General features: G+C 38.4%; 16 protein-coding genes. 3 read left to right on the forward strand and 13 right to left on the reverse strand.

Translation table 11 applies throughout. The features are described from left to right. Positions 1-545 precede the first annotated feature (545 nt). The 5 genes from AB3I27_RS07575 to AB3I27_RS07595 form a co-directional block, all read right to left on the reverse strand. Positions 546-2,051 carry a HAMP domain-containing histidine kinase gene (locus tag AB3I27_RS07575; RefSeq protein ID WP_002310397.1) on the reverse strand — a complete coding sequence of 502 codons (1,506 nt, stop codon included), beginning with the start codon at positions 2,049-2,051 and terminating at the stop codon, positions 546-548. Then, a complete protein-coding gene (locus AB3I27_RS07580; protein WP_002290973.1) occupies positions 2,048-2,734 on the reverse strand; it encodes a response regulator transcription factor in 687 nt (228 codons plus the stop codon). Before AB3I27_RS07580 ends, AB3I27_RS07575 begins: the two co-directional genes overlap by 4 nt. A gap of 191 nt (positions 2,735-2,925) precedes the next feature. After that, positions 2,926-4,347 (reverse strand): NADP-dependent phosphogluconate dehydrogenase, encoded by a 1,422-nt coding sequence (gene gndA / locus AB3I27_RS07585; protein ID WP_002290971.1) that lies wholly within the window; start codon positions 4,345-4,347, stop codon positions 2,926-2,928. A gap of 169 nt (positions 4,348-4,516) precedes the next feature. After that, complete coding sequence (gene rpmF / locus AB3I27_RS07590) at positions 4,517-4,696, reverse strand: 50S ribosomal protein L32 (protein ID WP_002290970.1); 180 nt, start codon at positions 4,694-4,696, stop codon at positions 4,517-4,519. 57 nt (positions 4,697-4,753) lie between these two features. Further along, on the reverse strand, positions 4,754-5,323 hold the full coding sequence (locus AB3I27_RS07595; RefSeq protein ID WP_002290967.1) for a DUF177 domain-containing protein: 570 nt from the start codon (positions 5,321-5,323) through the stop codon (positions 4,754-4,756). A gap of 185 nt (positions 5,324-5,508) precedes the next feature. Between AB3I27_RS07595 and AB3I27_RS07600 the strand changes: the two genes are divergently transcribed. Beyond that, positions 5,509-6,411, forward strand: coding sequence for a LysR substrate-binding domain-containing protein (locus tag AB3I27_RS07600; protein WP_002310396.1), 903 nt, complete (start codon positions 5,509-5,511; stop codon positions 6,409-6,411). A gap of 34 nt (positions 6,412-6,445) precedes the next feature. Here the strand turns inward: AB3I27_RS07600 and pyk are convergent, their stop codons facing one another. From pyk to dnaE, 3 genes are all read right to left on the reverse strand, one after another. Next, positions 6,446-8,230, reverse strand: a complete 1,785-nt coding sequence (pyk, locus tag AB3I27_RS07605) for a pyruvate kinase (RefSeq protein ID WP_002290965.1) — start codon at positions 8,228-8,230, stop codon at positions 6,446-6,448. Positions 8,231-8,303: 73 nt separating this feature from the next. Beyond that, entirely contained in the window at positions 8,304-9,266 is a 963-nt protein-coding gene (pfkA, locus tag AB3I27_RS07610) for a 6-phosphofructokinase (protein WP_002310395.1), read from the reverse strand. Positions 9,267-9,433: 167 nt separating this feature from the next. Then, on the reverse strand, positions 9,434-12,745 hold the full coding sequence (gene dnaE / locus AB3I27_RS07615) for a DNA polymerase III subunit alpha (protein ID WP_002314168.1): 3,312 nt from the start codon (positions 12,743-12,745) through the stop codon (positions 9,434-9,436). A 229-nt stretch (positions 12,746-12,974) separates the two neighbouring features. On the opposite strand from dnaE, the gene AB3I27_RS07620 reads away from it, so the two are divergent. Continuing rightward, entirely contained in the window at positions 12,975-13,160 is a 186-nt protein-coding gene (locus tag AB3I27_RS07620) for a YjzD family protein (protein WP_002290959.1), read from the forward strand. Positions 13,161-13,220: 60 nt separating this feature from the next. Here the strand turns inward: AB3I27_RS07620 and AB3I27_RS07625 are convergent, their stop codons facing one another. Further along, positions 13,221-14,417 (reverse strand): multidrug efflux MFS transporter, encoded by a 1,197-nt coding sequence (locus AB3I27_RS07625; protein ID WP_002310392.1) that lies wholly within the window; start codon positions 14,415-14,417, stop codon positions 13,221-13,223. A gap of 168 nt (positions 14,418-14,585) precedes the next feature. Further along, a complete protein-coding gene (locus AB3I27_RS07630) occupies positions 14,586-16,022 on the reverse strand; it encodes an NCS2 family permease (protein ID WP_002310391.1) in 1,437 nt (478 codons plus the stop codon). 292 nt (positions 16,023-16,314) lie between these two features. Between AB3I27_RS07630 and AB3I27_RS07635 the strand changes: the two genes are divergently transcribed. Continuing rightward, a complete protein-coding gene (locus tag AB3I27_RS07635; protein ID WP_002314169.1) occupies positions 16,315-17,127 on the forward strand; it encodes a Cof-type HAD-IIB family hydrolase in 813 nt (270 codons plus the stop codon). A gap of 302 nt (positions 17,128-17,429) precedes the next feature. On the opposite strand, the gene AB3I27_RS07640 is transcribed toward AB3I27_RS07635, so the two are convergent. From AB3I27_RS07640 to thrS, 3 genes are all read right to left on the reverse strand, one after another. Beyond that, positions 17,430-19,583, reverse strand: coding sequence for a peptidoglycan D,D-transpeptidase FtsI family protein (locus AB3I27_RS07640; RefSeq protein WP_368022964.1), 2,154 nt, complete (start codon positions 19,581-19,583; stop codon positions 17,430-17,432). A gap of 304 nt (positions 19,584-19,887) precedes the next feature. Then, positions 19,888-20,736 (reverse strand): MurR/RpiR family transcriptional regulator, encoded by an 849-nt coding sequence (locus AB3I27_RS07645; RefSeq protein WP_002310387.1) that lies wholly within the window; start codon positions 20,734-20,736, stop codon positions 19,888-19,890. A 221-nt stretch (positions 20,737-20,957) separates the two neighbouring features. Next, positions 20,958-22,901 carry a threonine--tRNA ligase gene (thrS, locus tag AB3I27_RS07650; RefSeq protein WP_002290867.1) on the reverse strand — a complete coding sequence of 648 codons (1,944 nt, stop codon included), beginning with the start codon at positions 22,899-22,901 and terminating at the stop codon, positions 20,958-20,960. Between the last annotated feature and the right edge of the window lie 335 nt (positions 22,902-23,236).

The raw sequence follows: 23,236 nt of genomic DNA on the forward strand, positions 1-23,236 counted from the left end.
ATCTTTTTGTTTCAACAACTCTTTAATCTTATCAGATCCAGAAGAGAATGTCAACAACTTTTTTTGTTTATTTTTTCTAAATACCTTTATCGCTCATTAGCAGCGACTTGATTATCATACCATTTCATTTGTTATTTGTCAATAACTTTTTTGAAGTTTATTTCGATAAAATCAAGCTTTATAAACTTTCTCATCTAAGCGACTTCGTTATTATAACATGATATCAAAAGTGCGTCAACACTATTTTTTATAATTTTTAGCGACACCTTAAAGGAATCATTTAGAACAAATAATAATATAGCAATCTCTTTATAAAATTGCAATAGAAAATTTCCTATTTTTCTTTATTATTTTTAAAGACGAATATTAAAGTATTTTTATTGTTTTTTGTTCACCTAAAAGCTATTTACAATTTACCAACGAATGTTATTCTATTTTATTGTTCGCTAGATTTCTTTATAATGACCATCCTAAATTTCTTATCTGCTTTTATTTGGCTTCTTCTTTCTTAATCGATAATATAAAAAACAAGCAAAGCACATGCTTTACTTGTCTTCTGTTTTTGCGATAGGAATAAAAATTCTAAAGATAGTCCCTTGCCCAACTACGCTTTCTGCTAAGATACGACCTTTGTAGTTTTCAACCAATTGTTTTGCGATAGACAATCCCAGACCATTTCCGCCCTTCGTTCTAGCCCTCGCTTTATCCACACGATAAAAACGATTGAAGATCTTATTAAGGTCTTCTTTGGGTATTCCTTCACCAAAGTCCTGTATAGCAATCTCAAATTCATTCAGAGTAGAAGAAATAGAGATATGGACTTCTTTTCGTGTAGTTGAATATTTTACTGCGTTATCCAATATGATAATAATTAATTGCTCAAAGTGATTACGATAAATTTGCAGGGTCACTTCTTTTGTCAAATCATCATCTAAAGTAATCACATAGTCTGGGTATAATATCTTGAAATTATTATAAACTTGATAGGTGACTTCTTTTCCTTTAGTTGTTTCATTTGCATAATGGACATCTACTTGTTCTGCTCTAGATAAGTCTAGCATCTCTTGAACTAAGCTTTTCATGCGGCTGATTTCTTGCATGCTGGCGCTTAATGATTCTTCCAATATTTCAGGATCATCTTTCCCCCAACGATTTAGCAGACTAAGATGCCCTTCAATGATTGCTACAGGAGTTCTTAACTCATGAGAGACGTCTTCCACGAACTGCTCTTGTTGTTCGATATACAAACGCATGCGGTCAAGCATCTCATTGAATATTTCAGCTAAATCTGCCAATTCATCATTCGTGTCGATTTCAGGCATGTGGATATCTGATTGCGGATCTTTACGTATAGTATCCATTGTATCTCTGAGTACCTTGAGTGGTTTCAAGAAGTAAGAAGATAAAAAGAAACCTAAAATACTACTTAAAATCAAAGAAACGACTTCTAAAACAATAAGAGTCAATAATAGCTTATTTCGGATATCATAGAAAGAAGATAATTCATAGAAGCTTTGCGCATAACCAATCTTTTCTCTTGTTCCTTTAGAATATATAGGCTGTATAGATAAAAAGCCAGTTTTCCCTTCTAGTGTAACAATCGTTGGCACTTTACGTGTTGTTTGGATCAAGTTTCGACTGTTTTCGTGAGTTTTAAAAATCAAGTTCTCATCTAAATCATACACATAAAGATCCATCGAAGGCTGCCCTAGCTCAGCTATAAAGGAATCAATCTTCATTAAGTTTCCTTCGACCAGTGAAGTATGATCTATGACCTCATCTCCGTCATTTGTCGCTTTTGTCAGATTACGATACGTATTCACTAATGTCAGTTCTTCATCCGAGTTAGCCAAACGAGAGGCTACTTCTGAAATCGTACGTTCTACATTGTTTCTTTCTTTTGCAACAATCAGATTGATAGATGATTTATAGGTAATGACCGCAAAAATTGTAAATACGACGAATATGAAGAAAGAACTCGCAAAGGCCCACTTGATTGTCAAGGAGGGCCCTTTCAGTTCTCTTTTTTCCGATTTTTTCGGCTTTATCACGAGCGCATCACATAACCTGTTCCGCGGACAGTTTGGATATAGCTTTCCTCCCCTGGAACGTCAATTTTATTGCGAAGATAACGAATATATACATCCACTACGTTTGTTTCAACTTCCGTTTCGTATCCCCACACTTTATTTAGTAAAACATCACGTGCTAATACCACGTTCACGTTTTCCATTAAAGTAAGTAGCAATTCGTATTCTCTTTTTGTTAGTTCAATTACTTCGTTTCCGCGACGTACGACACGGTTTTCTTTTTCGATAGTCAAATCACGATAAGTAATAGTGGTTTGTTTTGCCACATTTTTGTCACCTTCAATATCGATTCGACGCAACAATGCTCGAAGACGCGCTAATAGTTCTTCGATAGCAAATGGTTTGACGATGTAGTCATCTGCTCCATGGTCAAGTCCCGATACACGATCAATTACAGAATCTCTTGCAGTCATCATAATGATTGGTGTATTTTTGACTTGGCGTACGCGTCTGCAGACTTCTAAACCGTTCAATTCTGGAAGCATCAGGTCCAACAATATGGCATCCCACTCATTATTTAATGCCGCATCTAAACCAGTACGACCGTTGTAATGGACTTCTGCGTTATACCCTTCATGCTTCAACTCTAGCTCGACAAATCGAGCTAAGTTCTTTTCATCTTCAATGATTAGAATATTACTCATTTATTATTTTATCCTTTCTATCTACTGGCTTTTTAAAAACTCTATCATTATACCGATAATCTGCTTAAAAATCTATAGTCATTTTATCATGAATAGCAGTTTTAAAAAAGAGCTGAAGTCTACTCATAACAATTGACTTCAGCTCTTTCGTCCTCTTTTTATTTTCTCATTTCCTAACAGCCAAAAGACTATTATTCTTCATGGTACCATGAGTAATGGAAGATTCCTTCTTTGTCGACACGTTCATATGTGTGTGCGCCAAAGTAATCGCGTTGGGCTTGGATTATATTTGCAGGCAGACGTTCTGCTCTGTATGAATCGAAGTAAGCGATGGCTGATGAGAAAGTTGGTACAGGTACGCCAGCTTGGACAGCCAAGGCAACGACGTCTCGGACTGATTGCTGATATTTTTTCGTGATTTCAACGAAATAATCATCTAGCAATAAATTTTCGATCTCAGGATTTTTGTCATAAGCATCCGTGATTTTTTGCAAGAATCGAGCTCGGATGATACATCCAGCGCGCCAGATTTTTGCGATTTCGCCAAATGGCAAATCCCAATCAAATTCTTTTGAAGCGACACGTAATTGAGCAAATCCTTGAGCATAACTCATGATTTTACTGAAATACAACGCTTCTCGGATTTTTTCGACCAATTCTTTTTTGTCTCCTGTGAACTCAAAATCGTTCGTGCGAGACAAAATTTTACTTGCTTGTACGCGTTCTTCTTTATAAGCAGAAATGTAACGAGCAAATACAGATTCAGTAATCAATGGAAGTGGCACGCCTAAGTCAAGCGCACTTTGGCTTGTCCATTTACCTGTTCCTTTATTTCCAGCTGCATCAAGGATCACATCTACGACTGGTTTACCTGTGCCTTCATCGTCTTTTCGAGTCAGGATGTCAGCTGTGATTTCGATCAGGTAGCTGTCTAATTCACCTTGATTCCATTCTTTAAAGATATCAGCCATTTCTTCTACTGAAAGGTCTAAAATATTCTTCATCAAGTCATAAGATTCAGCAATCAGTTGCATATCTCCATACTCAATACCGTTGTGTACCATTTTCACATAGTGTCCGGCTCCGTTTGGGCCAATATAGGTAACACATGGTGCTCCGTCTTCTGCTTTTGCAGAAATTTGCTCTAAGATTGGTGCAACTAGCTCATACGCTTCTTTTTGTCCACCAGGCATGATTGAAGGTCCTTTTAAAGCTCCTTCTTCACCGCCGGAAACGCCTGTACCGATAAAGTTAATACCAGAGTTGGCTAATTCTTCATTACGACGCATCGTATCTTTAAAGAATGTATTTCCTCCGTCAATCAGAATATCGCCTTTATCAAGGTGAGGAAGCAACTCTTGGATTGTTGCATCTGTTGCTGGTCCTGCTTTGACCATCAGAAGAATCCGACGTGGTTTTTCGATTGATTCTACAAATTCTTCGATTGTGTACGTTGCTTTGAAATTTTTATCTGGGTGTTCTTCTACTACAGCGGTTGTTTTAGCCCCTGTACGGTTGAATAAGGCCACTGAATAGCCGCGGCTTTCTATATTCAAGGCTAGATTTTTACCCATAACGGCCATACCGACAACGCCGATTTGTTGTTTTGACATATGAACTCCTCCTACATACGGGATTTCTCCCTAATCTCTTACATTATAGCTTAACACGGCTACATTGCAAACTAAAGAACAACATATTTTTTATTTACCGCTTATAAAAAAATAAACCTCAAGGCTCCATGGTTAGCCTTGAGGTTTTACATTTTCTAATTAAAATGTATTAAGCTTCTTTTGACATTACGTCCTTACCATCATAGTAACCACAATTTGCACATACGTGATGGCTTTTTTTCATTTCACCACAGTTTGGACATTCGTTTAATCCTTTGATTGTCAACTTGTAGTGTGTACGACGTTTTGCTTTTTTAGCTTTTGATGTTCTTCTAGCTGGTACTGCCATTTTGCTACACCTCCTTGTAAAGTCTTGCACCTATAATAGATACAATATATTCCAATCTTACTTGTTATCGTCGTTTTTTGATTCAGAATCAAAAAGTTCAGATAGTTTTGCAAGACGAGGATCAATTTTATTCTCGGCTTCTTCCATTTTTCTGCGTTGGTATTCTTCTTCGGAAACAACTTCCCAATCATTGCCTTTTGGAAGTTCTGTTGCTGCTTCCTCTTCTTTCGTCAATACCCGCATCGGAATCGCCAATAAGATGTTGTCTTCAATTGACTCTGCTAAATTCAATAACGGACCTTCAATCAGCAAAATCTCATCTGCAGACATTTGCTCATCTCTGCTTTGGAATTGTTCTTCTGTCATGAATACTTCGTCTACAGAAAAATCCATCGGCAGTTCAACAGGTTCTAGCGAACGTGTTGAAGGAACTGTCAAAGTCGTCTGCACAGTGTAATGAACGATATAGCCTTTCTTATCAACTGAGACCAAACCTTCGACTTCCACTGGCGCAACATCAAGTATTAAATTGTCTCGCTTCATGAGAGCGGCTTTCAAGTCGAGCGTCTCATGAAAAGTTAACGGTGTCTCCTGGTATTTTCTCAATTCCAATAAAGACCATTTCATTTTTCATCACTCCTAAGCAACAAAAGCAATTATACAGGGCAAAAACCATGTTGTCAATGAAATTTTCTTGACACCTTGCAGTTCATAAAAAAACAGAAATATCTTTAACAGAAAGCCTCTGTTTGCTATCATCTTCAGAATCATTTACAATAATCATTATTCTATCAAAGGAGCGGATGATCTTTATGAACACGAAAGATATTGAATACTACGTCCAAATCGTCAAACAAAAAAACTTTACGAAAGTGGCTAATTATTTCCGTGTGAGCCAACCTACTATTACATATGCATTACAACGTCTTGAAAAAGAGTTTGACGCCGTACTTATCACAAGAGATCGTTCGCATCACGAATTAATCGTCACACCTTCTGGAAAGCAGCTGTTTCTCCATGCACAAACTATTCTCCAAGAGATTTCTACTGCAAGGGCTGAAATCACTCAGTTACAAAAGAAAAAGCTGCGTTTTGGCTTGCCGCCTATTATCGGCAATGAGTACTTTCCAAAACTGTCAGGTTACTTTATTAAGCATGAGTTGATGAATCAGATTGAAATCACCGATGGAGGCTCTCGGGACTTATATGGAATGATCCGTCAAGGGAGGATCGATTTAGCCGTATTAGGCTCAACACAGCCAATCGTAGATCAATATTTAGAAACAGAATTGCTTTTGGATAAACGTTTCATGATCGTCGTTCCGCCTACTCACCCTCTGGCCCAGCAGAAGGCGGTCTCTTTCAAAGATATATCAGATGAACAGTTTGTGTTATTGAACGAACATTATGTCCACCCAGCAGCATTCACTAAACTTTCTAAACAAACACACACTCAACCAAAAGTTGTTTATCAAAGCAATGATTTGACGATTTTAAAGAGTATGATCCGTGAAAATGTTGGTATCGGTTTTTTGACAGAGATTGCTGTACATCCTGAAGATCATTTAGTTTGCCTCCCACTTTCAGACGAAGTTCAGCCTCGCTTCTTGATTTCATTGGCAAAACGAACACAACAGCTTGTCACACCGCTTCAAGAACAAGTAGTCCAAGTCATCCATGAATTCGTTACAGCACAAAAAAACAGCTCTTCGTAAATGAAGAGCTGTTTTTATTTTGTATTAAGCTAAATTAGATAGCTGTTGTTTCGCCACGGTAAACGATGCCGCGACGTGAATCAACAGTAATCAATTCGCCATCAGTAATTGTTGTTGTTGCGCCTTTAGCACCAACGATTACAGGAATATCTTGTGCAATTCCTACAACTGCAGCGTGAGAAGTCAATCCGCCTTCTTCAACGATAACAGCAGCTGCTTTTTCGATTGCAGGCATGTATTCTTTGTCAGTTGATGGTACAACTAGAACCATTCCGTCTTTTGCTTTTTTTACAGCTTCTTCAGCAGATGAAGCAATAACTGCATTTGCAACGACAGATTTTTGTCCAACGCCTTGAGCTTCTAATAATTTAGAACCAATCATTTGAATTTTCATCACGTTAGTTGTTCCGCGTTCGCCAACTGGTACACCAGCAGTGATCAAGATTAAATCGCCTTCTGATGCGAAACCTAATTCAACAGCTTTTTTAGCTGCTAGTTCAAACATTTCATCAGTTGTTGATGGTTTTTCAGCAACTGTTGGGTAAACACCCCAGTTTAACATCAAACCACGTTTTGTGCGTTCGTCAAAAGTAACAGCCAAGATATCTGCATCTGGGCGATATTTTGAAATCATTTTTGCAGTGTAGCCTGATTCAGTTGCAGCAACGATTGTTTTGACCCCTAGATTTTTTGCAGCACGAGCTACAGATAAACCGATTGTTTCAGTTACATCTGTTTTATCGAATTCGTTCAATTGGAATGTACCTAATTCTGATAATGCATTTTCAGCTTCTTGGTCGATACGTGCCATTGTTGAAACAGCTTCAACTGGGTAGTCTCCGTTTGCAGATTCACCAGATAACATTGTTGCATCTGTTCCGTCAAATACAGCATTGGCAACGTCAGAAGCTTCCGCACGTGTTGGACGTGGGTTTTCTTGCATTGATTCTAACATTTGTGTAGCAGTGATAACTGGGATACCAGCAGCGTTACATTTTTTGATGATACGTTTTTGAACCATTGGTACTAGTTCAGCTGGGATTTCCACACCCATATCTCCACGGGCAATCATAACACCGTCAGAAACTTTGATGATTTCGTCAATGTTGTCGATACCTTCTTGAGATTCGATTTTAGGGAAGATTTGAACATGAGTCATGTCTTTTTCTTCTAAAATTTCGCGAATATCTAGAACGTCTTGTGCTTTACGTACAAAACTTGCAGCGATAAAGTCGATATCGTTGTCTAAACCAAAACGAATATCATCAGCATCTTTTGGAGTAATACCTGGCAAACTGATAGAAACGCCTGGTGCATTTACTCCTTTACGTGATCCTAGCATACCTGCATTTTTAACTTCTACGACTAATTCACGGTTTGCTTCGTCTTTTTCAATGATTTCCATGTCGATCAAGCCATCATCGAATAAAACGTGTCCGCCTACGTGAACATCGTCAAATAATCCTGGGTAAGTAACCGCGATTTTTTCTTTTGAACCTACATGTTCAGGATCCATAGAGATGCGTGTTTGATCTCCTACTTCAAATTTGATGTATCCTGCACGACCAAAATCAGCTTCTGTTGTGCCTTGAACAGTTGTACGGATTTCAGCTCCTTTTGTATCTAAAAGAATACCGACATCTTTTCCTGTCTTTTTAACTGCTTCACGGACCATAGTCATACGTGATAATTGTTCTTCATGGTCACCATGAGAAAAGTTAAAGCGGAAGACATTTGCCCCAGATTCAATCAATTGAGAAATAATTTCTACTGAGTTACTTGCTGGTCCTAATGTACTAACGATTTTGGTTTTTTTCATTTAAAAAACTCTCCCATTCAATTTTGTTTATTTAAAGCTGTACACAGCTTAAATAGCTTGGTTTCTTTCACTCTTAAAATGAAAGTGAATTATTTAGATCATATAATGATAAGTCTGGTTTATGCTTGTTGTTTTCTAGTGTATCAATGATGTCAGCTGCAACGATTTCGTTGTCATGGATACCGACACATAATCCACCTTTTCCTTCTTGAAGCAATTCGACAGCGTAAGCACCGAATTTACTTGCTAAGACGCGGTCGCGTGCGCTTGGTGCTCCACCACGGACAACGTGTCCCAAGATAGATACACGTGTATGATAGTCGCCAAATTCTGAAAGTTTTTCAGCGAATTCATTTCCGCCCATTACACCTTCAGCCAAGATGATCAAGCAATGTTTCTTCCCACGATCACGGCCTTCTTGGATTTTTTTAGCAACTGAAGCCATATCAAAATCATGTTCTGGGATGATGATTTCATCTGCTCCGCCAGCTACACCTGACCATAAAGCGATGTCACCTGCATTGCGTCCCATTACTTCGATAACGAATGTACGAACATGAGAAGTCGCTGTGTCACGAATACGGTCAATTGATTCTAGCACTGTATTGATTGCTGTATCAAAACCGATTGTGAAGTCAGTACCAGGAATATCATTATCGATTGTTCCAGGAATACCTACTGCTGGGAATCCACGTTTTGTCAAAGCCATTGCGCCATGATAAGAACCGTCTCCTCCGATAACCACTAGACCTTCGATCCCGAATTTTTTCAATTGTTCGATTCCTTTTAATTGACCTTCTTCAGTTGCAAATTCTGGATAACGTGCAGAATACAAGAATGTACCACCACGTTGGATCTTGTCACCTACATCTGCCACATCAAGACGACGAATATCTCCAGCAACTAAACCGGCAAACCCATAATTGATCCCGTATACTTCCAGTCCTTCGTAAATACCTTTACGAACAACGGCACGAACAGCTGCATTCATTCCAGGTGCGTCTCCGCCACTGGTCAAAATTCCGATGCGTTTCATAATAAACATTCACCTCATTAAAATACTTTATCCTAAGTATAACTTAGGTTTACAACCATTTTTGCGTTAACCACGACTAACATTCTAACATTATTTTTCTCGCTTGTCTTGATTTACGGATAAAAAAATGAAAAAAAATGAAAGCAAGTAGTATTTTTTACCGTAAGTTATTTGAAAACCACATTATCTTCGCCAAGTAGAGAAACAAGTTGTCCCTTTATACTCTTGCTGTCATCCACCCAATAAGCATCTGACAGAACAACTTTTCGTTGTGTTTTTTCGTGGTACATAATTACTGGAATATATCCTGGGTGTTTCTGAAAAATCCCTTGTAATTGTTTCATTATCTCAGGGTCTTCCCGTTCTTCTGTTATACGCAAATAGCACGTTTGTGAAGGATACTGTGTTTCTAACTGACGAGGATCAGCAAAGCTTTCTCCAATCAATTGTAGTTCCTGGTTATATTTGCTGATTTCGCTACGCCCTTGAACAAAAATCACTTGATCAACTGCAAACAGGTTACGATATTTTCGATAAAGAGTTGGAAAAACCGTGACAGAAATTTCTCCGCTACTATCGGTTCCTTCCACGAAGGCCATCAGTTCGCCTTTTTTTGTCCGAATCTCTCTAACTTCCTTTATCATCAATAGTAAATTGACTGGTTGATTAGGAACGATATCTGTAATCAGCTGAACCTGTTTAGCTAAACGAAGCCGGTCAAACCCTTCTGCAGGATGTCCTGACAAATAAACACCTAAGTATTCCTCTTCCAGCTTCAGTCGTTCTTCTAGTGTATAGTCAGCAACTTCTTCTTCTTTTAATGCCATGATTCCTAGCAAATCTAGACTGCCACCGCTGTAAACGATATTTTGGATTTTTCCTTCGAGATCAAGCATCAACTGTTTCCTGTTAGGAGATAATTCATCAAAAACACCTACTGCTGTCAGTGATTGCAGTAACTCTAATTTCAGCCACCGCTTATCGATCCGTATGAGGAATTGATCTACTGACTTGAACGGGCCATTTTGTTTTCTTTCATTCAATACATCTTCTACAAAATCACGTCGGATGCCTTTTATCGCTGTCAGCCCGAATCTGATTTCTTCCTTATTGACCAACTCAAAACTATAATTGCTTTGATTGATGGATGGTGAAGAAAGTTTGAGTTTATTTTTACGTGCTTCTGCAATATATTCTTTCAATTTCGTTGTGTTATGCCGAACAGAATTCATTAGACTGGTAAAGAAAGCTCCTGGATGATGAGCCTTTAGATATGCCATTTGGAATCCCACGAAGGAATAAGCAAATGCATGCGACCGATTGAATCCATAGTTTGCAAATTTTTCAATATATTCATATACAGTCACTGCTGTTTTTTCCGAATATCCTTGTTGTAATGCTCCTGATACAAAATGCGACTTTTCTTCATCTAATACGTCTTTTTTCTTTTTACTAACTGCCCGCCTCAAAATATCTGACTGTCCTAATGTAAATCCAGCCATAGTCGAGGCAATCTGCATGATTTGTTCCTGATAGACAATCACCCCGTATGTGTTTTTCAAAATCGGGATCAGTGAATCATCGGGGTAGCGAATGGCTTCTTTTCCTTTTTTTCTGGCAATGAAAGTATCGATATTTTGCATAGGACCTGGACGATACAACGCATTGACTGCGGCAATATCTTCGATGTTTTCTGGTCCTAATCTTCGTAAAACGTTTCGAATACCAGCGGATTCAAATTGAAATACTCCTGAAGTTTCGCCTCGTTGAAACAAGAGTAGCGTTTTTGCATCATTTAATGGGATCTCTTTTAATCGGATTTCCTGCCCTTCTACTCGCTTAACAGCCTTTAAAGTAAAATCAATAATCGATAAGTTACGTAGTCCTAGAAAGTCCATTTTCAAAAGACCGATGGCTTCTACCTCATTCATCGTATACTGAGTCAGAAAAGCTTCATCAGAACCGCGTTGGAGCGGTACTAATTCAAGTAGATTCCTATCGCTGATAACTACCCCTGCTGCGTGAGTCGAAACGTGTCTTGGCAATCCTTCTAAAATCACTGCGGTTTTGAATAAAAGTTGGTTTTTTTCGCTTGCCTGAACTAATTCTACTAGTTGACGCGATGTTTTGTAAGCTTGGGTCAATGTGATTTTCAGTTGGTTTGGTATTGCTTTTGACCAGCGGTTTGCTTCACTTTGTGACAGACCAAACACTCTAGCTGCATCTCTAAGAACCATTTTTGCAGCCATTGTACCAAATGTCGCGATTTGCGCCATGTGATATTGTCCATACTTTTCTCGAACATAATTCAATACTTCCTCACGTCGGTTGTCAGGAATATCCAAATCAATATCCGGCATCGTAAAACGTTCAGGATTTAAAAATCGTTCGAATAGCAAGTCATACTCTAATGGATCCACATCTGTGATTTCTAACACATAGGCTACTAATGAACCAGCAGCAGAACCACGGCCTGCACCGGTAACGATTTTATTTCTATGAGCAAAAGCCATTACATCCCATACGATCAGGAAATAATCATCGAATCCCATTTGATGGATGACAGATAACTCATAGTCCAAACGTTCTCGGTACTCCTTTGTATAATCAACGATCCGATGTTCTACTTGCGAGTAGCATAGCTCTCTTAAATATTCTCCAGCTTGTTTTCCCTGAGGGACGGGATAATGCGGGAGTAATTTCTGATGAAACTGAAATTCAAATGAAATCGATTCAGCTAAGCGCTGAGCACCTATTACAGCTTGTGAAAGACCTGCTTCTTCGAATCGTTTGATCATTTCTTGTTCTGAAATCAGGTAACCATTTGCTGATGGTAAAGGTGCAGATAAACTTTCTAAAGGCATCTGACTTCCCTCTTTGATATGCTTCATCACTTCAAGCGCAAAAAGGTCTTCTTGCTGTAAACTAGCGATTGGATGCAATGCACAAAGCGGATAATTTTCTTTTGTCACATACTGATACCATTCAGGCAATTGATTAGGCGTGTTTTCTGACAAGCCGATATAAAAATCTTTAGTAAAAACATTTTCAAGCAAAAACTGCCAATGACTGAAAAAATGTTCCTCTTTATTGAAAGCCTCAGAAACAGAATGAGTTGCCGGAACGACAAACACTAGATGGTCGGTTTCTATCATATCATCAAGTGCCATTTTTTCTTGGATCATTTTTCGACTGGAAAGTTTCATCAGTTGCTGATAACCTGTCTCATCTTTTGCGTACGCAAGCAAACCATAATTTTTTTCTTCATAAGTATAACTAAGATGTAATCCAATGATTGGCTGTATTTCTTCTTCTACACAAATACGATAGAATTCAGGTGCACCGTATAAGACATCTTTATCCGTTATGGCTAATGAAGTGTAGCCTTGTTTTTTTGCTTCTTGTACATATTCTCGAATACGGATCGTACTTTGTAAAAGAGAATAAGAAGTAATTGTATAAAGTTGTGGGAAAAACATCTTGCATTCCGCCTTTTTTTTCGTTAAAATTCACTAGCGTTAAAAGGTATGATCCTTTTACTTTCATTAAATAACAAGTGCTGAAGTTAATTGTTCTGCTTCATTTGCTTGCTTCTAGTCTGTAGAAATGAGTTCTTTCACAAGAACTCGAATTTTATTGAGATTTAGTCTCGTTTCTTTACATTCAAAGAAAATCTGGTAAAATTAAGATAGAAAAGAGGTGTTCTTTATGCGATATATCGTTACATTATTCTGGGCTGTCGTTCTAGGTCAAGTAGTCGGTTATATTGGTGCTGCATTAACAAGCGGAACATATGATTTTACTTTGACAACAATCATTTCATTAATTGCGGGTGTCATTATCCTTTTGATTGGTGCAGTTGCGCCAAGAAAAGAAACCTCTGCCCATTCGTAAAAAAACAGCCAAGAGCTTGAGATATCTCAAGCTCTTTTTTATTTCCAATTTTCACCACTATTATAATCTACTGCGAAGAACTTTACGAAAATTGAATAGAGAAAGAAGAATATTTGACAGGACGAATAAACTTGTCACAATAAAAACAGCACTGTAATTATAAGCATGCGCAACTGTCGACCCCAACATGGGTCCTAGAACCTGTCCAAAGTTACTGAACATCTGATTATAGCTATAGATTCGGCTAACCCCTTCTTGTGGCGTGATTTTACTGATCAGTGTATTGACAGAAGGCATCAAAGCACCAGTTGAAAAACCTAAAATAAAACGAAGTATACCTAATTGGAGTGGTGTCGTGACAAACGCCATGGGCAAATAACAGCAAAATGATAAGATGAGTCCGCCAATTAAAACTTTTTGATTCCCAATCTTATCCCCTAGTTTTCCTAGTTTTGGTGAAGAAAAGACTGCGGAAACACCAGCTATCGAAACAATCAAGCCGCTGACAAACAGGATATTTTCTGTATTTCCGCTCAATTCACGAATATATAAGGTCAAAATAGGGCTGATCGTAGTGATCCCTATCTGTAAAATCAAGGTCGTGATGAAGAGACCAATCAAAATAGAGAGATGATCCATTTTTGAAAAAATTTCTTTGGTGCTTATCAGATCTTTTTTCTCGATTGGATGGAAATCTTCTTTGACTAAGAAGATGGTCAACACCGTTGTGATCATCAACAAAGCCCCTGTGATCAAGAATACATTTTCCATACCAAACCACTGAGCCAATGCACCGCCCATAGAAGGTCCGATCAGATTTCCCGCAATCGCTCCGGTGGATAATGTTCCTAATGCCCATCCGCTCTTTTCTCTAGGCGCTTGTGAAGCAATCATTGCTGTTGCATTTGGAATATACCCAGACAAAATCCCGTTCCAAAAACGCATGATCAAAAGCCAATACGCGTTCGGCACAAAAGCTAAAGAACCCATCGTCAACGTCATCCCAGCTGCTGCACGGATCATCATGAGTTTTCGACCTTTTCGATCAGCTAGATTTCCCCAGATTGGTGCAACCACGGCAGATGCAAAAGCAGTAACAGAGATTGCTAGTCCCGAAAACAATTCGATTTGATCTTTTGGTGTTCCTAGTTGCTCAACATAAACTGGTATGAATGGCATAACTAAACTAATACTTGCACCAGTGAAAAAACAGCCAATCCATGCAATCACTAAATTTTTTCTCCAATTAATCTTCATCTATCATCCCTCTTTCGTCTCTTTTATCATACCTATTTTCGAATAAACAAGCAACGATCTCGCCAGTAAAAAGAGAAAAATCCCGCAAAGATTATTTTATATGTAACGTTCTTTTTATGTAAAAAAAAAGAGACCGGAAAAAATGCTGTTCCAATCCCTTCTCTTTATTTAAATCGTTGCTAGAATGATGAAGTTGATGATGAATAAAATATCAACAATCCACAAAGCAACAGAAACTTCATTGAATTTTCCTTTGATTACTTTGACAATTGTATAGAAAATAAATCCTGCTGCAATCCCATAAGAAATGCTATAGCACAATCCCATAAAGATCGATGCAAAGAAGGCTGGTAAAGCTTCTTCCATATCTAGCCATTTGATGTCTGCGAAAGAAGCCATCATCATTACTCCGACCAAAATCAGTGCTGGCGCAGTTGCTTGATTTGGTACAATGGCGATCAGCGGGGAGAACAGACTACTTAATGCGAATAGCACTGCCACTACTACTGAAGTCAAACCAGTACGTCCGCCGGCCCCGATTCCAGCTGCAGATTCGACATAAGTTGTTGTATTTGATGTACCAAAGATAGCACCTACGGAAGTAGCGATTGCATCGGCAAATAGCGCTTTATCCATTTTTGTTTTGAACCCGCGACCATCTTCCAATGCAATCTCGTCCTCTTTTGAGAAAATACCTGTGCGGCGTCCTGTACCGATAAATGTTCCGATTGTATCAAATGTATCAGATAAACTGAATGCGATGATCGTCATCAATACTTGAGGGATCTTGGAAGAATCACTGAATAAAGATTGCATTCCTTCAGAACCAAATGCTGCACCGAACGTTGTTCCTAATTCTTTAAATGAATTGCCTAACGAATTCGTTTGCCAATCAATGGAACTTAAATCAACAACACCCATAAAAATCCCAAGGACTGTGGTCGCTACGATACCGATAAGAATAGCACCACGGACGTTTTTTACAACTAAAATGGCTGTCAGTACCAAACCAATCACAGCTAACAAGATAGGTGCGTTGTCAAAGTTGGCTAACGCGGGAACGATTCCGCCATTTATCGTAACATTTGTTGCTTTTCCACCTTCAACGACAGAACTCGAAATAGCAGATTGGTCTGCTGAAAAAGATAAAAATCCTGCATTTTTGATCCCGACATACGCAACGAAAATACCGATCCCGCCACCAATCGCATGTTGAAGACTTTCAGGAATCGCCCGAATGATCATCTTTCGGATATTTGTAACAGTAATAAAAATATTGATTAATCCGCAAATAAAAACCATTGCCAAGGCTTGTTGCCAAGAATAGCCAAGCCCGAAAACGACCGTAAAAGTGAAAAATGCGTTCAATCCCATACCAGGTGCCTGAGCATATGGTACATTCGCGAACAATCCCATGACTAGCGTACCAATGATTGATGCAATGATTGTGGCTAGAAATACTGCTTGGAACGGCATACCTGATGCTGATAAAATCGTCGGATTTACGAATAAGATATAGCTCATGGCAAAGAATGTCGTTACTCCCGCCATTATTTCAGTTGATACATTTGTATTGTTTTTCTTTAAACCGAAAAACTTTTCCATAAAAAGTTCCACTCCCTGAATTTTTTTCTGATGGAAAACTATAATAATAAAAAATATGCAAAATATGGCAAATCCATCGAACAATTTCAAATTATATAGACGTTTCATTCGTTTTTCAACGTTTTTTTAACAAAAAAACCGAAAACAATACTTAATGTTCGTGTTTAACTCGTATTCATTTATTTACATAGCCATAACTGTATTTTTTGTTAGGAATAACTGATTCCTCTTGTTAATTAACTAAAATATGCTAGACTAAAACAAATGCTAGTTGAGGAAGGAAGGACCTTTATTGAATAAAAAATTAATTGCCATCGATCTGGACGGAACCACCCTCAATCAAGATTCGATGATTACCTCTAAAACAAAAGAAACCCTGAAAAAAGCAATCAATGCTGGTCATCATGTCAGTATCGCTACTGGACGCCCATTTCGAATGAGCCATCAATTTTACCAACAATTAGAGTTAACAACACCGATGGTTAATTTTAACGGCGCACTGGTGCATATCCCTAATCAACATTGGGATGGCGAAAGAGAAACATTGATTAATCGTGAAATTGCTTTTGAAATCTTATCGCAAAAAAAACAATTGAATTTAGACTTTATCGCTGCTGAAAATCGGGATACTTTTTTTATCGACAGCTTTGACTTCTTTGATGAAAAAATTTTTGCTTCTTCACGTCCTGGAGAAAAAAACTTGCTTTCTCCTAAAAATCTGACGACAAATCCTACATCTTTGCTTGTCCGAACAGACAAGCGTTTTGCAGAAGCTGTATCTGCTGAATTAACACGTCAATTTGGCAGTTATGTGGATGTTCGTACGTGGGGCGGTCCTACGGCGATCTTAGAGATTGTTTCAAAAGGAATACAAAAAGCAAAAGGTGTGCAAGAGATTGCTAACTACCTATCTATTGATCAACAAGACGTGATTGCTTTTGGTGATGAGCATAACGATTTGGAGCTGCTGGATTATGCAGGCTGGGGAGTGGCTATGGCTAATGGTACTGATCAGCTCAAAGGCATCGCAAATGATGTCACTCCTTTGAGCAATCAAGAAGACGGTTTAGCTGTTTATCTGGAAAAATTACTTAAACTACAATAGAGAATTAGATTCCACTAAAAAAGGTTGTGACAATTTTTGTCACAACCTTTTTTGCCGAGTAAACGGTGCTCAATCAGCTGTCCTTCGGTATTAGCTCAAAAACAGCAAAATATGAAAATCTATTTTCCCATTTTGTTTCTCTAATACTCAGATCAGGGTGCTGATTTCACACCCTCTTGATAAATAGTGTTCAAAAGCCAGTTTCTCGGTATGAAGTCAAATTTAAGCAAAAATATGAGAAGCTATTTTCACAAAATTTTTCTTCATACTCGAAACTAAGTGGCTTTTTCACGACCTCTTTTTTATTTTGCCATGAACATATCATAATACGCGTCCATTATTTCTTTAGCAATCGTCAAGTTCATGTGGTCTTGTTCATCTAATAAGTTCGGCAAGACCACACTGATTGCGATTTCCGGATTGTCTGTTGGTCCGTATGCCACGATATTACTATTGACTGTCGTAATATCTGGGTGACCTTCCGCAACCGTTTCTGCAGTCCCTGTTTTTGCAGAAAGGTCCATTTTCGCACTGGCTAATGGTTTAGCTGTTGTGTAAGGGTCGGTACCATGAACAACCTGATGGAATCCTTCACGGAGGATTGCCATATTTTCTGCAGATATATTGACCGTATTTTCTACTGTCGTGCCAATTTCTTTTTTCACTTCACCTAAATTCCCATTTTCGTCATTGCCATAGATTGCTTTGACTAGGTGAGGCTGTACTCGTTTCCCGCCATTAGCGACTGTTGAAGCATATTGAGCTAATTGGATCGGTGTATATGTGTCAAACTGTCCAAATGCCAAATCGGTAAAGTTACCAGGAGTATACCATTCTTTGCCATTATCCGCATTGAACTTCTTCATATACTCAACAGAGCGTGAAATCCCAGGAGATTCATTCGGCAAATCAATCCCAGTCGTTGTACCAAGACCAAATTCTTTGAAAGAGTCTCTCAATTGTTGATAAGCTTTAGCTTCTTCGTCTAAACTAGGTAGTCCCATTCCAGGAGTATAGTCTAGTCCTAGCATCTTTAATGCCACTTTGATCATATACGTATTGGAAGACAATTCCAATGCTTTGACTGCATCAAGAGCAACTTGTCCGTTTCGGTTAAAGACAGAGCTTTTTTCTGAAGCACCTTGTAGACGAATCGGTTCATCAATCAACACTTGATTCCCGCTGATCGCGTTACTTGCCCAACCTGCTGTCAAAGTACCAGCCTTGACTACAGACCCTGGAGCAAAGGCGCTAGTGATCGTACCCAAAGCATTCTCGGTGATTTCCTTGGAACCTTGCTCATGACTGAAACCAGTCATGGCTAACACTTCTCCTGTCTGAGGATTCATGGCTACTGCATAAGCACCAGGCGAGTACTGTGCTTTACCATTATTGATCAATGTTTGATAATTTCTTTTTAAGATTTCTTCTACTTTTGATTGGAATTCTGCATTCATCGATAACATTAAATTAGAACCTTTTTCCCCAGAGAAGATTTCTTTTTGATTCGAAACATTGCCTTCATTATCAAGAGAAACTTCATATTGGGTTTTAGTTCCTTGTAGGACATCTTCATATTGTTTTTCCAAATAACTTTGTCCCACACGATCATTTCGAGAATAACCTTTTGCTAAATACTTCTCTGCATCATCTGCCGGAAGTCCTTGTTTTTCAGTCGTCACACTACCTAAAATACTTTTCAGTGAATCTGCTGCGTTATATTCGCGTGTCCAGTCTGTGCCTGTCGAAACTCCTGGAAGCTCAGAAGCACGTTCCGCCACAACAGCTAATTCTTGGTCAGTAACACCAGAGTTCTTGATATAGACCGTGTTTAATTCATATGCACTGTTCATCCGTTTAAAGATGGTAGCGATCTTTAATTGTTCCTCGTTTAAGTTGATCTCATCATCTGTTACTTTATTGACCATCGCGCTGTATTGTTCGCTGTTTCCTAATTGCTTTTCTTTTGCCGAAAGTCTTTTTGTGACTTCCTTCAAATGTTCCGGATCAGCCAGCCAAAAATCTTTTTTATCTCTATCTGTCAGATTTTCATCTGCCGGCACATCAATCAGCGAGTTCAGCTTCGTTGCGATTTCAAGTAGGTCTTTAGCCGTCACTTGTGTGCCCCTCGTATAGGTGATTGCCTGATTCGCTTTATTTGTGACTAACGCTTTTCCTGTGGAATCGTAGATCATTCCACGAGGGGTACTTTCTTGGACTGTAATCGTAGAAGTAGATTTCACTCGCGCTTCCATCTCTTCACCATTCACGATCTGCAAATAGCCCAATCGAGCAATCAACGCAACAAATAACGTAAATATAATGAAAAAAAGAAAATTTAAGCGAAAAGGAACATGCGACCGGCGAAACGTTTTGTTTTTAGGCTCTTGTGCCCCTTTTCTTATTTTTTCTATCCAAGAAGTATTTACTATTTTTTTCATAAAATCTTTCATCATTTCCTATCCTTCCGCCTATTTACATTCATGCTTCATTGTACCCAAAAACTTCTTAATAAAAAAGAAAAAATGAGCGGAGCAAGAAATTCTTTACCTAATTTCAAGATAAAATCAACTTTTTGTTTCACAGCAAACCTCTGAAGTTGCATATCCAACTATTTTTTCATTAAAAACTAAACTTATTTTTGAAAATTATGCTTTCTAAAGTCGTGAAACACTTTAATAGAACATTTCTTTGTGGAAAACTATAAGTTGTTATTCTAAAAAAACTTATATCAAAAATAGTAAGGTAAATTTAGTTTTTTTATTTTGAATCCATAAAATAGTCTTGAATTGCTTCTCTTGTTTTTTTCACTTTTTCACTAAGTGATTCGTTTTTAGCCATATAAAAATAAAAAATGATATCAATCGTAGCGAATTGGGCCAAAAGTGAATTGGTTGCCGCACTTCGATTGGTGATTTCTTTTGGTCTTGATGTTTGTACGAGTACATCGGCTATCTTGCTAAGTGGGTTATTTCCAAATTGCGTCAACGCAATGATCTCGATATTCATATTTTTTGCTAGCTCAGCTAATGCAACTACATCTGCGCTTCTCCCTGAGTTCGAAACAAGCCAAAGTACTTTCTTCTTCTCATTGCTGACAAGTTGTGGGAGCAAGACATGGATATCTTTTTCAAAAATGATGGGCTTACCGACACGAGACCATTTTTGCAGAATGTCTTCTACCACTAAAGAAGAGGCACCCACACCATATAAAAAAACAGACTCAGCCGTTTCCAAACATTCTACGACTTTTTGGATCGTTTCTTCTTCCAGAATATCTACTGTTTCTTTTATCGCTACTTGCGCATTGTTCCCAAGTTTGTTTTTGATAGAGTAAAAGGACTCATTTGCTTCGATATCGCTAAATCCTTCATCGATTCCAGTCTGTAATTCTGTTGAAATCGTGATTTTGAAGTCCGTCAAACTTTGAAACCCGATTTTTTTTGAAAAACGTACAACTGTCGGCGCACTCAAACCTGAAGCCTCCGCTAATTCATTGGCTGTCATTGTGGGAACCTTCTCAATATTTCCAATAATGTAGTTGGCCAACTTTTTTTCTGCTGAAGAATAATCTTCCATCATACTTTCAATACGACTAATTACGCTCATAAGTTCCTCCATCCTTTTAATAATCGTCTATGTAAGTATACCATATCAGTTCCCTGTTAACGGTCGTGTACTGGATAAAAAAACAAAAAAACAATCCGAACAATAGGATAGCTCATTCCATCAATCCCACAAATTCTATTGTCCATCTGTGGGATTGTGGAATATCTGTTCTCTATTGTTTGAATTGTTTTTTATTTAGTGCTTTTTTATAGGCAGCTTATCTATTTGTTTTCTCTGCTGTAATTTTTGACTTCTGCTTCCATAGCATCAATAAAGATATTCAAATCTTCTACAGCTGTTTCTTTGCTTCCGTAACGACGTACATTCACTGTTGCGTCTTCCAATTCTTTGTCACCGACAACTAATTGGTAAGGAATTTTTTGTGTTTGAGAGGCACGAATCTTATAGCCCATTTTTTCATTGCGGTCATCGACTTCTACACGTAACCCTTTCATTTGCAAGCGTTCTTTGATTTCATAAGCATAATCGCCATGTGCATCAACAGAAACAGGGATGATTGTCGCTTGTATTGGTGCTAGCCATGTTGGAAAAGCACCTTTGTATACTTCTGTCAAATAGGCGACAAAACGTTCCATGGTAGAAACGATTCCGCGGTGGATAACTACTGGACGATGCGTATTTTCTCCATCTTCTCCAACATATGTCAAATCAAAGCGTTCCGGCAATAAGAAGTCTAATTGTATAGTTGACAATGTTTCTTCTGTCCCAAGTGCTGTTTTGACTTGGACATCTAATTTTGGTCCGTAAAAGGCTGCTTCCCCTTCTGCTTCAAAGTAATCTAGCTCTAATTCATCCATAGCAGCTTTCAGCATTGCTTGGGCTTTTTCCCACATTGCATCATCATCAAAATATTTGTCTGTATTGTTTGGATCGCGGTAGCTTAAGCGGAAACGATAATCTGTAATATTGAAGTCAGCATATACCGCGACCATCAATTCAAGCGTACGCTTAAATTCATCTTTGATTTGGTCAGGACGAACAAATGTATGACCATCGTTCAACGTCATTTCTCGTACACGTTGTAAACCTGACAAAGCACCTGATTTTTCATAACGGTGCATCATTCCTAATTCAGCGATACGAATTGGTAATTCACGGTAAGAATGGATGGCGTTTTTGTAGACCATCATGTGATGAGGGCAGTTCATTGGACGAAGAACAAGCATTTCGCCATCTCCCATATCCATTGGCGGGAACATGTCTTCTTGATAATGATCCCAGTGTCCAGATGTTTTGTACAACTCAACATCTCCCATGATCGGTGTATACACATGTTGGTAACCTAGACTAACTTCTTTGTCTACGATATAACGTTCGATCGTGCGTCGGATTGTTGCCCCTTTTGGAAGCCAGAATGGCAAACCAGAACCAACTTCTGGAGAAACCATAAACAAGTCAAGTTCTTTCCCTAGTTTACGATGATCTCTTTCTTTTGCTTCTTCACGCAGACGGATATATTCTTTCAAAGCTTTTTTATCAAAAAAGGCTGTTCCGTAAACTCGTTGCATCATTTGATTGTTTGAGTTTCCACGCCAGTAAGCACCTGCCACTGATAATAATTTGAATACTTGTATACGACCAGTAGACGGAACATGTGGGCCACGGCACAAATCGATGAATTCACCTTGTTGATAGGCAGTAATCACTTCTTCTTCTGGCAATTCACTAATCAGTTCTACTTTGTATGGGTCACTTGCAAAAATTTCTAATGCTTCTTGTTTCGAAAGAACACGGCGTTCGATTGGCAGATTTTCTTTGACGATTTTCATCATCTCTGCTTCGATTGCGGGAAGATCTTCTGCAGTTACTTGATTTTGTCCATTGTCTGTATCATAGTAAAACCCTGAATCAATAGCTGGCCCAACACCAAAGTGGATATTTGGATAGAGGCGGCGCATTGCTTGAGCCATCAAATGAGCTGCTGAATGTCGGACTAATCCAAGTGCATCTTCATGGTCTGGTGTGACGATCTCAATACTTGCATCTTCCTCGATTGGACGAGTCAAATCAATAAGTTTGCCGTTCACTTTACCAGCTAAAGCTTTTTTTGCTAAGCTTTTTGAAATACTTTCAGCGATTGCCAATGTTGTTGTACCAGCCTCAAATTCTTTGACTGCACCATCTGGAAAAGTAATTTTTATCATAATAGTTTCCTCCTTGAAATGTTTTGATTGATCAGATCATCAAGCTGAAAAACAAAAAATCCTAGCATCTCTTGAAAAGAGATACTAGGACGAAAAGTTCGTGGTTCCACCTAATGTTCAAACGCACATGCGTTCCTCAAACGTTGTAACGGTCCGACCGCCCTTGCTTCAACAAGGGTTTCGAAAGTGGTCATCCTTTGGTTTTCTCCTGGAAAAGTTTCAGCCTAGCTTTTCCTCTCTTATCGAAGACTCTCAAATTCAGTTGGCTTTCTCATCAATCAATTATGTGTTTATTTAACCACTAATAAATAGAAAAATCAAGTGTGAAACCAAAC

This window comes from Enterococcus sp. C46 (assembly GCF_040887565.1).
In the GTDB taxonomy this organism is placed as follows: Bacteria; Bacillota; Bacilli; order Lactobacillales; family Enterococcaceae; genus Enterococcus_B; species Enterococcus_B lactis.

Excerpts from the sequence above, each read along its gene's own strand:
- rpmF (WP_002290970.1), bottom strand. The coding sequence starts at position 4,696 with ATGGCAGTACCAGCTAGAAGAACATCAAAAGCTAAAAAAGCAAAACGT.
- AB3I27_RS07645 (WP_002310387.1), bottom strand. The coding sequence starts at position 20,736 with ATGAGCGTAATTAGTCGTATTGAAAGTATGATGGAAGATTATTCTTCA.
- AB3I27_RS07630 (WP_002310391.1), bottom strand. The coding sequence starts at position 16,022 with ATGGAAAAGTTTTTCGGTTTAAAGAAAAACAATACAAATGTATCAACT.
- pfkA (WP_002310395.1), bottom strand. The coding sequence starts at position 9,266 with ATGAAACGCATCGGAATTTTGACCAGTGGCGGAGACGCACCTGGAATG.
- thrS (WP_002290867.1), bottom strand. The coding sequence starts at position 22,901 with ATGATAAAAATTACTTTTCCAGATGGTGCAGTCAAAGAATTTGAGGCT.
- AB3I27_RS07625 (WP_002310392.1), bottom strand. The coding sequence starts at position 14,417 with ATGAAGATTAATTGGAGAAAAAATTTAGTGATTGCATGGATTGGCTGT.
- gndA (WP_002290971.1), bottom strand. The coding sequence starts at position 4,347 with ATGTCAAAACAACAAATCGGCGTTGTCGGTATGGCCGTTATGGGTAAA.
- dnaE (WP_002314168.1), bottom strand. The coding sequence starts at position 12,745 with ATGTTTTTCCCACAACTTTATACAATTACTTCTTATTCTCTTTTACAA.
- AB3I27_RS07600 (WP_002310396.1), top strand. The coding sequence starts at position 5,509 with ATGAACACGAAAGATATTGAATACTACGTCCAAATCGTCAAACAAAAA.
- AB3I27_RS07620 (WP_002290959.1), top strand. The coding sequence starts at position 12,975 with ATGCGATATATCGTTACATTATTCTGGGCTGTCGTTCTAGGTCAAGTA.
- AB3I27_RS07640 (WP_368022964.1), bottom strand. The coding sequence starts at position 19,583 with ATGATGAAAGATTTTATGAAAAAAATAGTAAATACTTCTTGGATAGAA.
- AB3I27_RS07580 (WP_002290973.1), bottom strand. The coding sequence starts at position 2,734 with ATGAGTAATATTCTAATCATTGAAGATGAAAAGAACTTAGCTCGATTT.
- pyk (WP_002290965.1), bottom strand. The coding sequence starts at position 8,230 with ATGAAAAAAACCAAAATCGTTAGTACATTAGGACCAGCAAGTAACTCA.
- AB3I27_RS07595 (WP_002290967.1), bottom strand. The coding sequence starts at position 5,323 with ATGAAATGGTCTTTATTGGAATTGAGAAAATACCAGGAGACACCGTTA.